The following is a 13,093-nucleotide window of genomic DNA, read 5'->3' on the forward strand; positions in this document are numbered from 1 at the left end:
CCGAACTGCACAGGGCTATAAGCACCAAAAAACCTTCTCTAATTAAACAATCAGAGAAGGCATTGCCTAGTGAATTAAAGGCGAGATTGATAAACCGTAATGACCTGCTTAGGTAGGAATCTCGTCACGCTCAATGTAAAGGAACAGGAATGCCATTGCAGCGGCAGGAAAAACAATACCGACTAAAGGCACCAAGATTGAAGGAAGAAAAGAAGCTGCCATATTAATGTCCTATCTCTCAAAACATTGCGAAAAGCCGACCAGTACTCAATTCGGCACTGACAAACTTTATCGTCCAGCCTACTGCGAAATGGTGAGAAATGCTGCGTTTCTTAGCGATCATGACTGCATTTCTTAACGTTTCTGCAAGTAGCCTTAGCGAGTAGCTGACGTTATCCCCAGCGGAGACTAGTGTCTCACCTGCCTTCAAAGGATATCCTCAGGGCTGGTGTCCGGTAGGTTGGCCGGCAGAATAGAGCGTGTAATGGTGGTTTTGTAGCTCTCGCGCTGCGTTGCCAAGTCAATCGAGATTGCCTCAAACTGAGCTTCCATACTGCCCAGCGGGACCTGTAGCTGCAAGAAAGCCGTCTGTTCTCCGCTGTTGGTGGGAGTCCAGTTCATTAGCCAGCGGGGACGATCCGCCAGCGTCCGACTTTGAATATCCGTAACCCAGACTTTGACCGCCAACCGCCGTGGATAGGTCGGTAGCTTAATCGTAATTGGCAAGGAATCGCCTGCAATTAGCTCACCTTTAGGCAGCAAGAGTTCCGGCACAGGAACTGGAATCTCTTCATCAATATCATGTTCTGTCGGTGGCAGAACTTCAACCGAGGCTGTTTCTGGGGGTTTTTCAGCTGCATCAAGGCTTACTTGGGCTGCATCGGTCTCGTAAATCACGACCTCATAATTGCGATCGCCCCCATCCTCTTGAAGATCCGTTGTTGGACGTTCAAGAGATGGAACTGTTGCTGCTTCCAGATCATCGACAACACCCGCTGATTCAAGCTGAGTTTTACGCTCTGCGGCTGCCTTCTGAGCCTCTTCCGCTAGTGCGCTCAAGCGATGCCAAAAGCGTCCCTGAAAATCAGGCTGAAAGACGGGAGTTGCCTCGTTGGCTGCTGGAGAAGAATCAACCGTCGTAGAGGAGACCGATTCAGAAGCAGCCTGAGATTGGGGCGATGGCTCAAGGCTAGGCAATTCTAAGTCGGGAGTGGGTGGGGCTGATGGCTCAACGTCCTCGACTAAACTAGGCGGTTCGAGTGATCGACCAATGGGCGGCAAAGATAGCGGTTTTAGGGGAGACGCAGGCGATGGCTCTTGAGGGTTTGGGCGCTCACGAGTCGGTTGGTTAGCCAATGGTGGCAAACTGGGTGCTCCGATTGCCCTCTTGTCTAGCGGTCGATAGATAACAGGAGGAAGCGTTAAACCAGTGGATGGCAAATAAATTTGCCGAAACGGAATCTGACGAGGGGACAGCGAGGACAAGACTTGAGGGTTACTATCCTCAGTCACGTTTTCGTCGCCCTGAACGGTGTCGTCTGAGTCGGTAGGTGCTGATGGGGAACTGTCAACAGCTAGGTCTTCAAAAGTTGCGGTAGACAATCGCTCAGCCTGGTTGGCGACCGCTTCCAGCAGCGCATCCAAATTCAAGGTAATCGTAAATCCTTGAATAGCCAACAGTTGAGGCGGTTCGGTCGCTGTCCATAAGCCCAACTCACCTACCAGCAGACGAGTTGCGATCGCCTGCGGCAAGGTGATGGATACTTCAAACCGACAAGGTAGGGCAGCAATTGAAACAGCACTCGCTTTTTCGCGGATCAGCGTGCCGTTCTCAGGATTACGCAGCTGTACCCACAGCGTCCCCTCATGAGACAACCCCTCCACTTGGGAAAAGCTTGTAACTTGGCCTTGCAGGATGATGGGCGTTTGAGACTGAGCCACCAAAGCCTGATGCTTCAGCTGCAAGCGTAGGGGTAGGTCCTCAATATCAAACTGCTCAACAAAGGCAACTTCAGGCGCAACTTCAGGTGAAGACTGTCTCGAAAACGCCGCTTCTGAAGACGCAATCCGGTCTTGAGTAAATCGAGAAACATCGGTTGACGGGTCGTCAGGAGCAAGGACCTCCGCAGTTGCCACATTTACAGAAAACTGTTCAGCGATCGCAGCCTCGTCCGATTCCGTATCCCAATACTCAACACCCGACTCTATCGCCAGCACCTGAAGCTGCACACCATATTCCCAGGTCTCCTGATTAGCCACATTGGCATCGGCAACTAGGGCTGAACGGCAAGTAACGGTCCAGCTTCCAGGTGTCAAATGAGTAAAAGGAATGACCACCATCAAACCATTGGAGTTGGTTTGTCCGGTGCGCCGCAGGGTTTTTCGCTTCGGCGGAATTTGGTCAGCCAGGAGCCGACTCAGACGAATATTCACCGGAATCTCGCAATAGCTGGTGTGGGCGATGATGCGATATCGTCCTTCTGATATTTCAACGTGGGCGGTTTCCAGCGGCAGCCAGTCATGATCGCCCTCTTTTTGTAACAAAAACTCCCAGTACGCCATTGCGATCGCGACCCCAGTCAGTCCAAGGTTCCAGCAGTATAGCGGTCATCCTAGCGAGTTACCTCAGTTCCCGCAAATGTTTCCTTTTTTGATGTCCGTTTTGTCCATCATCAACGACAAGGACGACCTCTTCAACCCTTTCAGCATCCTCATCTCTACCTTGCGGCCTGAATGTTCTGCCGTAACTCATCGATGCTGTCAAGCAAAGCATCCTGTCCTAGCTCTGTCTGTTCTCCCGTATTCAACCACTTGAGTTGAACCGTTTTCTGTGCTGCCTCGGAATCGCCCAAAATCAGGCATAGTGCAGCACCGCTGCGATCAGCCCGCTTAAACTGTTTGCCAAAGGCTGAGCCGCTAAGGTCCATTTCGACAGCCAATCCTGCTTTTCTAAGCGCTTGGGCCATCTTTAGGGCATCACCCTCAGCCGCCTCACCTCGCGACACGACATAGACATCCATTGGTGTAGTGGGATTAGTCGCTAGCTGTTTCAGCAGCAAGGTCAACCGCTCCAGTCCAATAGCCCAGCCGATCGCAGGCGTCTCAGGTCCACCCAATTGGGCAATCAGCCCGTCGTACCGACCACCGCCACAGACGGTTGCTTGTGCACCCAAATCAGCCGATTGAATTTCAAAAGCAGTGTGGGTGTAGTAATCTAGGCCTCTGACTAAACGGGGGTTGACCTGATAGCCAATGCCCAAGTCAGTGAGATACTGCTGCACCTTGTCAAAGTGACGCTGAGAGTCATCGCTCAGATAATCCAACAGGCTTGGAGCCTCCTTCGCGATCGCCTGAGTTTTCTCGTCCTTACTGTCTAAAATCCGCAGTGGATTTTTGTCCAGGCGAGTTTGGGAATCGGCATCCAAATCAGCCTTGTGAGGTGTGAAGAAAGCCACTAAGGCGTCTCGATAGCGTTGGCGATCTTTGCCATTCCCCACAGAGTTCAAATCCATGGTGAGAGAAGTTAGCCCCAGCGTTTGCAGCAGATTGGTGGCGATCGCGATTACTTCAGCGTCTGCCCTGGGGTCATTACTGCCCAGCAGTTCCACATCAAGCTGGTGAAACTGACGCTGTCGTCCCGCCTGCGGACGCTCATAACGAAACGCTGGACCCACATGCCACAGCCGCAAAACACTGCCCTGAGCAGTCAGCTTGTTTTCATTGACAGCCCGAACTAGTCCAGCCGTGATTTCAGGACGCAGCGTGACAGAGCGGCCACCCCGGTCCTCAAAGGTATACATTTCCTTTCCCACCACGTCTGTCGCCTCTCCGATTCCCCGTTCAAAGAGACTGGTTTGTTCAAATAGAGGCGGGCGGATTTCGCGATAGGCAGCTCGAAATAAGAGGTTACGTGCTGTTGATTCAACCCACTGCCAAAGCGGCGTCTCATCGGGCAAAATGTCGCGCGTTCCCCGGAGTGCCTGGATCATCGTCATGCTGTCTTTATTCCTCATCAAGCGACAAAAGCATAAATCCTCTCACGAGAAGGCGAGTTACACCAAACTGTACAAATTCCTTCCCTCAAGCATTTTTCCTAAACGCTTGCTTTCTACTGTCTCTTCACCTTCAAATCTGATACAAACAGGCTATTCAACGGTTAGAGCCAGTGCGAGATGAGCGCTGCTCACCCTAATGGCGCTAGCCTGCGTAAGCCCCAGCTTTTTATCGACTCAGCGTTTCCCACTGACCGTAGCGATCGCCATAATAAGTCAATATCGCTTCAATTTGAGGTTGACAGATATCAGCAGCAGCAGCACTGTAGCGAATCCATACCCCCCCTACCTGACTTTGGAGATAATCAAATTCCTTAGATGTTTGTGGCAGAAGACCTGTATTCACTCCGTTGATCTGGCGGAGATGGGCTGCTACCTCCTGATAAACCGCTAGCGGTAATTGAGGACTATGAAAGCGATACTCCACCTGCTGAGCTTGGGACAATTGTTCAGCCTTATTTTGCAAATCATCAGCAGGAACTTGAGACGAGCCAGCTTTACGGGTTGAGTCTTGGGAATCGGCCATAATTTCAGGATGCAATGCCGTTTTCATCAGTCGTCGGCAAGGGGCAGCAATTAACGTCATTAATACAGACTTTGCCCCATTTCAGCGCCCACCTCACCAGCGCAACGCGATTTCCCGTCGCAGTTTTAGTCAGAATATTGCTGATGTGATTATCAACAGTTCGCTTACTAATCTCTAATTCATTAGAAATTTCCTGATTGGTCAAGCCAGCAGCAACTAGCTCAATAATTTGCAGTTCCCGCTCTGACAAGGTGCCGTGAAGCTGGGTATTAGAAGACTCGCTGCCCATGATGGCTATAAAGAAAAAGTTTTGTGTATATATGCCTATCAGTGTACTGCTTAATTCCTGCTTGTTTAAGCGAAAGTGAATTTACTTCGAAGAGAGAGTGCACCAAAGGGTTAAGTAAACCTCATTAGTGATAGAAAAATCTTATATCAAGCAAGCCTTGCTATTCAGTTCTGTTATGAATAGACTGTAATCAGTTGAGAACGAAAGCACCTAGAGACAAAGTCAATGATTCACACAACTGTTGCTACTAATCCTGCCACTTGTCAAATGACTGCCCCTGTAAAAACTTCGACAAAATCTCCACTGGAAAATCAGTTGCAGGCTGCCCTTGAGCATGCACGTCGCTTGACCATCATGAATGGAACTAATAACGTTCAAGTTGCGATCGCTTGGGAAACTGTTGATGAACTGAGATCAGCTCAAAGCCGTCAGCGGGCAGCCGTTCGATCAGCCTTTACTCGTTACTGCATGGAAAATCCAGAAGCTCCAGAGTGCCGCATCTACGAAGACTAATCACTATCCTTCAATAATCTTTGTTCCGAACAAAGCATGGTTAACCCACATAGGACAGCACAGCGCATAAGCGGGAAGCACGATTCCCGCTTTTTTGTGTCAACGGGTCCATCGATCAGAGGTCATCCTTATTTAGCGATGAAAATTTAGCGATCAAAAATTAGAACAGGCTTTAGTCCCTGGCTGATAATTGAGGACAGGCACAGCAATGCTTGTACCACTAGGCTTCTGGTCCTAACAGACAATGCATCCTAGCTCAAGCATTCAGGTAAAGACGGAAGGATGAATTCATTCCTCCTCTATCTATATTTTTGCGCAGCGATCGCTCTCACAAACCGGATACTCAGGCTCATACAAACTGTCACGGCCACCGAAGATTTTGTAGCGATTATCGCGAATGAAGGCATAAAAGCCATCCCCAGTTGATTTTGCGCCGGGAAGCGATCGATAGGCTTGCACAAAAAGATTACCCATAGGTAAAATCCGGCCAATCTCCTCAGCAGCATCACTCCCCTGCCAGCGCCGTTGCGGATTAGCTTGTTCGATCAGGATCATACCCTGTTCACAATCTTCAGGCGTAATTTGCCACCGTTGTAGAGTATCTTCATCCTGCATCGGAACGTACTGAAAGGTCTTGCCTTGGTCCAATTGCTCTAGAAAGCGAACGAGCGTAACACATAAGTTGCAGGTGCCATCGTAAATAACGGTATACATGGGATGTAAGAGGAGATAGAGACGATTACAACTCCTCCTAGCTTAAAAGATATCGCGGTTGCATGCCTTCATAGAAACCCGAAAAGAGTCAACTTCCATGCCGTCGCTACGCCTGAACGTTGTCTTGCATGGCTTTCGTAAAAAGTATCAATCCTCTCTTAACCAGACCTTTACGGCACATCTGTAGGATGCACCGAGGTAGCTTCTTTTTTTGGAAACACAGAGCAGGGTTGAGAGGTGTCTCAATCTTCCCAAAGATCTGAAGACCACCTCTAACATCCTCTATATCCTTCTAAGACAGTCTGCTAATGTCTGCCGACATGCCCTCAAGCCGTAGCCCCAGCCTTTGGCAAGCTAACTATCAACAATCGAAAACCCTGGAGAAGATTATTCGGGGAATTTGTGGACTATTTGCCGTTATTTCGATTGCAACCACCGCTGGAATCATCGGCACGCTCATTTTTGAAACCTTTGAATTTTTTCAGGAAGTCCCATTGTGGAACTTTCTGACCGACACTCGATGGACGCCCTTGTTTGCGAGCAAACAATTTGGGATTTTCGTGCTGATGAGTGCAACGCTGCTAACGTCAACGATCGCCATCACAGTTGCAGTACCCTTGGGTCTTCTGTCAGCCATCTTCCTGAGCGAATATGCCTCTTCCACGGTCCGCAATGTCTTGAAACCTCTGTTGGAGATTCTGGCGGGGATTCCGTCGGTCGTCTTTGGCTACTTTGCGCTGTTGACAGTCACCCCCTTTCTACAGAAGGTTTTTGATTTTATTAGAACGCCTGTCGAAATTCCCGCCTGGCTCAACTTTCTACCCTTCACTAACTACTACGAACCAGACTATTTTCTGGAGATACCGTTTCCCTACTTAGAAGGATTCAACGCTTTAAGTGCGGGACTTGTTTTGGGCATCAGCATCACGCCACTCGTAGCTTCCCTAAGTGAAGATGCCATCTACTCTGTTCCTCAAGGATTACGAGACGGAGCTTATGCGATGGGCGCAACTAAACGCGAGACCATCACTGCGGTAGTCATTCCAGCGGCGCTGTCGGGCATTGTTGCTTCCATCATTTTGGCGATTTCTAGGGCAGTTGGCGAAACCATGATTGTGACCTTGGCAGCCGGACAGAATCCAAATTTAGGTTTCAATCCTTTCGTCCCGGTGATGACTATGACGGCCTATATTGTGCAGGTCAGCTTGGGCGACACAGCAGTGGGCACACTTCCCTACAAGACTATCTTTGCAGTTGGTATGACGCTGTTTCTGCTGACGTTGACGTTAAATATCTTTAGCTTCTGGTTTGTTCGTCGGTTCCGCGAGAGGTATGAGTGATGACATCTGAAGGGATCACGGAAGCTAAGGTAGTCGATAAAAAGCCTGCGACCCCCAACTCGTTTCAACCCAATTTGAAAAGGCGCTATCGTCTTGATAACTATTTCAAAGCTGCCACCATCACTGCCACAGGGATTGCGATCGCGGTCCTTGCCTGGCTAATTCTAGACATCATCATTAGCGGGTTAGGCAGCTTGGACTGGCAATTTTTAACCAGCTTTGCCTCTCGGAAACCTGAGGAAGCGGGCATTTTAGCGGCGATCGCCGGGACAGGCTGGGTAATGTTTCTGGTCGCGCTCTTTTCCTTTCCAATTGGAGTAGGGTCAGGTCTTTATCTAGAAGAGTTTTCAGACGATACCTGGTTTGCCCGGTTCATCGAGATTAACATCAGCAATCTAGCGGGCGTTCCCTCTATCATTTATGGCCTGCTTGGCTTGACGGCGTTTGTGCTGGTTTTAGGCGACTGGACTGGAGGACGCAGTATTTTGACGGGGGCGTTAACCCTGACGCTGCTGATTCTGCCTATCATCATTGTGGCTACGCGAGAAGCATTGCGGGCAGTGCCTGACAGCATCCGTCACGCAGGCTATGCTTTGGGAGGTAATCGCTGGCAGGTGATCTGGAGTCACACCTTGCCGACAGCGTTTCCGGGTGTTTTGACGGGTGTGATTCTGGCGCTGTCACGAGCCATTGGCGAAACAGCTCCATTGATTACCATCGGTGCTCTAACCTTCATTCCTTTTTTACCAGAAGGCCCATTAGATGCCTTCACCGTTCTACCCATTCAGGTTTACAACTGGATCAGCCGCCCCCAGAGAGAATTTCACGATATTGCGGCCTCTGGCATCATTGTGCTGCTAGTAGTTCTGCTGCTGATGAACTCTATTGCAGTTCTCCTGCGAAATCGGTTTCAGAAGCTTCGCTAATGTCCCTCTTAACCTTTTCATTACAAAGGTATTGTAATCTCGTGCTGTTGTTTGCGCTCTAACCATGTTGCAAGACACTTCTCCCGCTTCTGCTGTTACCAATGCTGCAATCTCAGTCGAGAAGCTCAATGTTTACTACGGGTCTAATCTGGCTGTTCGCGATGTCTACTTAGACATTCCCAGAAACGAGATTGCAGCTTTCATTGGTCCCTCTGGCTGCGGCAAAAGTACTGTTTTACGCTGCTTCAACCGGATGAATGACCTGATTGCTAGTGCTCGGGTTGAAGGCAGAATCCTATTCGAGGGAATGGATATTTATCCTCAGGGAGAAGCCGCCAAAAAGTTCGATCCGGTTGAGCTTCGCCGCCGCATCGGCATGGTGTTTCAGAAGCCCAACCCTTTTCCAAAATCGATCTACGAAAACATTGCCTGGGGCGCTCGCATCAACGGCTACAAGGGCGACATGGACGAATTGGTAGAGCGGTCTCTCCGGAGTGCTGCCATTTGGGACGAGGTCAAGGACAAGCTCAAGGAAAGTGGACTGGCGCTTTCGGGTGGTCAGCAGCAGCGTCTGTGTATTGCCCGAGCGATCGCGATTGAGCCAGAAGTGATTCTGATGGACGAGCCTTGTGCTGCTCTCGACCCCATCTCAACCCTCAAAATTGAGGAACTCATGGCGCAGCTCAAAGAGCGATTCACTATCATCATTGTGACCCACAACATGCAGCAGGCGTCCCGAGTCTCTGATCGCACTGCGTTCTATAACGCTGAAGCGACTGACGCTGGTGGCAAGGTAGGGTACCTAGTGGAGTACGACAACACCGAAGTTATCTTCAGCAATCCTCGCGAAGAGTACACCCGCGACTATGTCTCGGGTCGCTTCGGATAAGGCTACATGTAAAATTCAATTACCCATTCAAAAGAGGTCTGGTTCGACGAACCAGACCTCTTTTTTGATCCTGAATGATCAGCCTAAAAAATATAGGTTTGAAAGCCTAAGCGACCTGCTCAACCTCAGCAATCTCAGGAATAAACTCGCGTAGGCGTCGCTCGATCCCCATCCGCAATGTCATCGTCGAGCTGGGGCAAGAACCGCAGGCTCCCTGGAGGCGCAGACGAACTACAGGACCGTCAATTTCAACCAGTTCAACATTGCCACCGTCTGCCATGAGATAGGGTCGCAGTTCGTCTAAAACGGTTTCAACATTGTCTGAAGTGAGTGCCAGCGTTTGCATCTTGATATCCATCCTTAATTGTTGGCGTATACTCTCCATTCTACGAAGAGATGTGAAAGGGTGCGATCGCTGATCAGGCCTAAAAATTCAAAGTAAATGCTGCAAAACCAATGCTTCCTATAGCTTCAAACCGCTATGTTGAAGCGGGCATTAAAAACGATTCCAGCGACTCCAATACCTCTCGACTATGGATAGCGGGACGTACCCCCAAAAATCGCTCCTGCAGAACACCATTGGGATCAATCAAATAGGTATGCCGCAACGAATAGCCTGACAGCCACGAACCATAGGCCTTGCTGACACTACCATCAGTGTCTGACAATAAAGGAAATTCAATGCCTTCTGCTGCACAAAAGCTTTCGTGAGAATCAACATCGTCCACACTGACCCCAAGAATCACGGCATTGAGCTTTTGATACTCGGGCAGGCTTTCCTGAAACCGACGTGCCTCAATGGTGCAGCCAGAGGTGCCATCCTTGGGATAGAAGTACAAAACAACCCAACGGCCCCGATAGTCCTCTAATGAAATATCTCCATCACCAGAGTTTGTCGGTAGGGTAAAGGTGGGAGCGGCCTCACCAATCGGCGGTTGGGGACCACCCAACGCAGCCGCCTCTGGAGCCACAAAGCCCCAAGACAAAAGGATTAACGCCCAGGCGCACAGTCGAACTAGCCAGCTACGGCGAAACAGTTTCATGCTTGCAAAGATCCATAAACACGTAACAAAAGTTTAGGATCTTTCTTAGGTCTTTGCAGGTTAGGAAGCTGACATTGGCGGTGAATCAGAGTCACGCCGTTTGGAGAAAGGGGATTTTCTAACTTTTGGCGCAAATGCTTGACCGGGTACTTGCTGCCATTGAGCCGAGGTCATAACGGTGATCCAACGGCCTGAATGAGGATCTCGATAACTCCAAAAAGGATTCGTTTGCAGGGAATTCCGACGAGGTGTCTCTGACATTGCTTTTACGTGAAGTAGACTCGCAACTGCGATGGCCCGAAGCGATATTCCTCCAAAATGTTCCTATTCGTAGAAACAGACCTCAGATAAACTGCTGAACTCATACGGACGTCTTTGCTTATGGTCTCGGTGGATTCTCGAAATACAGCCCATTGGCTCTCTCACTTGCCCCAAACACTCAAGGGATTGAGGGCCGTTGACGATCGCTGGAAGCAATACCGCATGGGCAATCTCACCGTGCCTCAGATTGTCACTACCCAGACATCTCAATTGGCAACTATCGATTGGGATGCGGTCGTTTGTGGTGGCACGCTTGGCATTATGATTGGGGCAACCCTGGCGCAACGAGGTTGGCGGGTTGTCGTTCTAGAAAGAGGTGTGCTGCGAGGTCGCGATCAGGAATGGAATATTTCCCGCCATGAACTGAATGAACTCGTGAAACTGGGGCTATTAACTGAAGCAGAGTTGAAGACGGCGATCGCTACTGAATACAATCCTGCCCGCATTCAGTTTGGAGACAGCGATCCGGTTTGGGTCCGCAATGTCCTCAATATCGGCGTCGATCCCGTTTATCTGCTGGAAACCCTGAAGCAGACATTCTTGGCAGCAGGCGGCACCTTGGCAGAGCAAACAGCCTTCAAAGGCGCAACGGTTCACACCGACGGCGTTGAAGTGCAGACTGATCAGGAAACCTTCAGGACTCGTTTGCTGATTGATGCGATGGGCCATTTTTCGCCCCTGGTACAGCAGGCGCGTCAGGGCAGCACGCCGGACGGCGTTTGCTTGGTCGTTGGCACCTGTGCTGAGGGTTATACCGCCAACGACACGGGCGATCTCATCCTGTCCTTCACCCCGGTGCAAAGGCAGTGTCAGTATTTTTGGGAAGCGTTTCCAGCCCGCGATGGACGCACAACCTATCTATTTACCTATCTCGATATTCACCCAGACCGAATTGGACTAGAAGACTTGTTTGATGACTACTGGACGTTATTGCCGGACTATCAGCAAGTTGATTTAGATCATTTGGATATCAAACGAGCGCTGTTTGGGTTTTTCCCCTGCTATCGCGAGAGTCCTTTGCAATATCCCTGGGGGAGAGTGCTGCCCGTTGGGGATAGCAGTGGCAGTCAGTCGCCTTTAAGCTTTGGCGGATTCGGGGCCATGATTCGCCATTTGGCACGACTAACCCAGGGCATTGATGAGGCACTGCGCCAGGACTGTCTGAACGCTCGGGATTTGAGCTTACTACAGCCCTATCAACCCAACCTATCGGTCACATGGCTCTTTCAAGAATCAATGCGTGTGGGTATGGATCAGACGCTCGCACCTGACCAGATCAACCGCATTCTGGGAACCATTTTTGGCGATATGGCGAGTTTGGGAGAGGCCACCTTAAAGCCATTCCTACAGGATGTGGTGCAGTTTCCGGCCCTGACTAAAACTTTGCTCAGTACATCAGTGAACCACCCCGCTTTAGTTGCCCAGATAGTGCCTCAGGTGGGAGTTGGTGCGATCGCCCGATGGCTGCCTCACTACAGCGCTTTAGCGGCCTATTCTGCACTGTATCCTCTGGCTCAATCGCTCCGTCCTTTAGCCAAGCAGCTTCCCGAAAAGCAGCAGTACCGATACTATCGATGGTTAGATGCCTTGCAATATGGCACGGGTAGCGACTATGAAGGAGCATCATGAGCCAACCCCTAGCCCGCGATCGCTTTATTGAAGCCGTCCAAAAACCAGACGAAGCCATCAATCTGGCTACCGCCGCCCTCTACATTGCTCAGGAAGAATACCCAGAGTTAGATTGCGGTGCTTATCTACATCGGTTAGATGACATGGCGACAGCTTTGCGAGAGCGCCTGCCGCAGGAGGCCTATCCCCTCAAAATTATTCGCGCCATTAACGAATACCTGTTCGAGTCGCAAGGTTTTGTCGGCAACAATCAGGCCTACTACGATCCCCGCAACAGCTTTCTGAATCAGGTCCTCGACCGCCGAACGGGAATTCCCATCACCCTATCCCTCGTCTATTTGGAATTAGCCCAGCGGATTGACTTCCCCATGGCCGGAGTGGGCATGCCAGGACATTTCCTAGTGCGACCAACTGTGGAAGAGATGGCCATTTTTGTAGACGCTTTCCACAAAGGCGAAATCCTATTTGAGGACGACTGTCGAAATCGCATTCGTCAGATGTACGGCAAGAGCGCACGGATGCTGCCTCAACATCTGGAACCTATTAGCTCGAAGCGTTTTTTGGCCCGAATGCTGACCAACTTGAAGGTGATCTATTTACAGCAGCAGGACATTGGCCGCGCCCTAGCCGCGATTGACCGAATTCTGCTACTGATTCCCGATTCACTGGTGGAAAGGCGCGATCGCGGACTGATTAACTACCGAGAGGGTAACCTCACCGAGGCCCGAGACGACCTGAAAGCATATCTCATCAACCATCCTGATGCTCAAGACTCTTTTGAAATCCAGCAGGTCATTAGCCAAATCAATGCGGCTCTTCAGTAATCGGCAACGCTGGTAGCAGGCATTTAA

General features: G+C 50.2%; 14 protein-coding genes. 6 read left to right on the top strand and 8 right to left on the bottom strand.

All coding sequences use genetic code 11. The features are described 5' to 3' along the window. Nucleotides 1–108: 108 nt before the first annotated feature. The 5 genes from psaI to PN498_RS24400 all read right to left on the bottom strand — a co-directional run bounded on the left by psaI (nt 109) and on the right by PN498_RS24400 (nt 4,867). Nucleotides 109–222, bottom strand: coding sequence for a photosystem I reaction center subunit VIII (psaI, locus tag PN498_RS24380; protein ID WP_272066039.1), 114 nt, complete (start codon nt 220–222; stop codon nt 109–111). Between the two features lie 204 nt (nt 223–426). Further along, nucleotides 427–2,562: a hypothetical protein gene (locus tag PN498_RS24385; protein ID WP_272066040.1), complete on the bottom strand. Its 2,136-nt coding sequence runs from the start codon at nt 2,560–2,562 to the stop codon at nt 427–429. 155 nt (nt 2,563–2,717) lie between these two features. Continuing rightward, entirely contained in the window at nt 2,718–3,995 is a 1,278-nt protein-coding gene (hisS, locus tag PN498_RS24390) for a histidine--tRNA ligase (RefSeq protein WP_272066041.1), read from the bottom strand. A gap of 226 nt (nt 3,996–4,221) precedes the next feature. Beyond that, a complete protein-coding gene (locus PN498_RS24395; RefSeq protein ID WP_334312285.1) occupies nt 4,222–4,605 on the bottom strand; it encodes a hypothetical protein in 384 nt (127 codons plus the stop codon). Beyond that, a complete protein-coding gene (locus PN498_RS24400; protein ID WP_272066043.1) occupies nt 4,583–4,867 on the bottom strand; it encodes a helix-turn-helix domain-containing protein in 285 nt (94 codons plus the stop codon). The genes PN498_RS24395 and PN498_RS24400 overlap by 23 nt, the downstream gene beginning before the upstream one ends. A gap of 225 nt (nt 4,868–5,092) precedes the next feature. Between PN498_RS24400 and PN498_RS24405 the strand changes: the two genes are divergently transcribed. Next, nucleotides 5,093–5,380, top strand: a complete 288-nt coding sequence (locus PN498_RS24405; RefSeq protein WP_272066044.1) for a Calvin cycle protein CP12 — start codon at nt 5,093–5,095, stop codon at nt 5,378–5,380. A gap of 303 nt (nt 5,381–5,683) precedes the next feature. Here PN498_RS24405 and PN498_RS24410 read toward each other — a convergent pair whose 3' ends face one another. Next, on the bottom strand, nt 5,684–6,094 hold the full coding sequence (locus tag PN498_RS24410; RefSeq protein ID WP_272066046.1) for a thiol-disulfide oxidoreductase DCC family protein: 411 nt from the start codon (nt 6,092–6,094) through the stop codon (nt 5,684–5,686). A gap of 308 nt (nt 6,095–6,402) precedes the next feature. On the opposite strand from PN498_RS24410, the gene pstC reads away from it, so the two are divergent. The 3 genes from pstC (at nt 6,403) to pstB (ending at nt 9,249) form a co-directional block, all read left to right on the top strand. Further along, entirely contained in the window at nt 6,403–7,434 is a 1,032-nt protein-coding gene (gene pstC / locus PN498_RS24415; protein ID WP_272066048.1) for a phosphate ABC transporter permease subunit PstC, read from the top strand. Beyond that, on the top strand, nt 7,434–8,360 hold the full coding sequence (gene pstA / locus PN498_RS24420) for a phosphate ABC transporter permease PstA (protein ID WP_272066050.1): 927 nt from the start codon (nt 7,434–7,436) through the stop codon (nt 8,358–8,360). The genes pstC and pstA overlap by 1 nt, the downstream gene beginning before the upstream one ends. Before the next feature lie 64 nt (nt 8,361–8,424). Then, nucleotides 8,425–9,249, top strand: a complete 825-nt coding sequence (gene pstB, locus PN498_RS24425) for a phosphate ABC transporter ATP-binding protein PstB (RefSeq protein ID WP_272066052.1) — start codon at nt 8,425–8,427, stop codon at nt 9,247–9,249. Between the two features lie 106 nt (nt 9,250–9,355). On the opposite strand, the gene PN498_RS24430 is transcribed toward pstB, so the two are convergent. Both PN498_RS24430 and PN498_RS24435 read right to left on the bottom strand, forming a co-directional pair. Next, nucleotides 9,356–9,595, bottom strand: coding sequence for a NifU family protein (locus tag PN498_RS24430; protein WP_272066083.1), 240 nt, complete (start codon nt 9,593–9,595; stop codon nt 9,356–9,358). Between the two features lie 133 nt (nt 9,596–9,728). Beyond that, nucleotides 9,729–10,292, bottom strand: a complete 564-nt coding sequence (locus PN498_RS24435) for a peroxiredoxin (protein ID WP_272066053.1) — start codon at nt 10,290–10,292, stop codon at nt 9,729–9,731. Between the two features lie 390 nt (nt 10,293–10,682). On the opposite strand from PN498_RS24435, the gene PN498_RS24440 reads away from it, so the two are divergent. Together PN498_RS24440 and PN498_RS24445 are read left to right on the top strand one after the other, a co-directional pair. Beyond that, nucleotides 10,683–12,242: an NAD(P)/FAD-dependent oxidoreductase gene (locus PN498_RS24440; RefSeq protein ID WP_272066054.1), complete on the top strand. Its 1,560-nt coding sequence runs from the start codon at nt 10,683–10,685 to the stop codon at nt 12,240–12,242. After that, nucleotides 12,239–13,066: a SirB1 family protein gene (locus tag PN498_RS24445; RefSeq protein WP_272066055.1), complete on the top strand. Its 828-nt coding sequence runs from the start codon at nt 12,239–12,241 to the stop codon at nt 13,064–13,066. The genes PN498_RS24440 and PN498_RS24445 overlap by 4 nt, the downstream gene beginning before the upstream one ends. The last annotated feature ends 27 nt before the right edge of the window (nt 13,067–13,093 follow it).

Origin of the sequence: Oscillatoria sp. CS-180 (assembly GCF_028330965.1) — a bacterium.
Classification (GTDB): Bacteria; Cyanobacteriota; Cyanobacteriia; order Phormidesmidales; family Phormidesmidaceae; genus Halomicronema.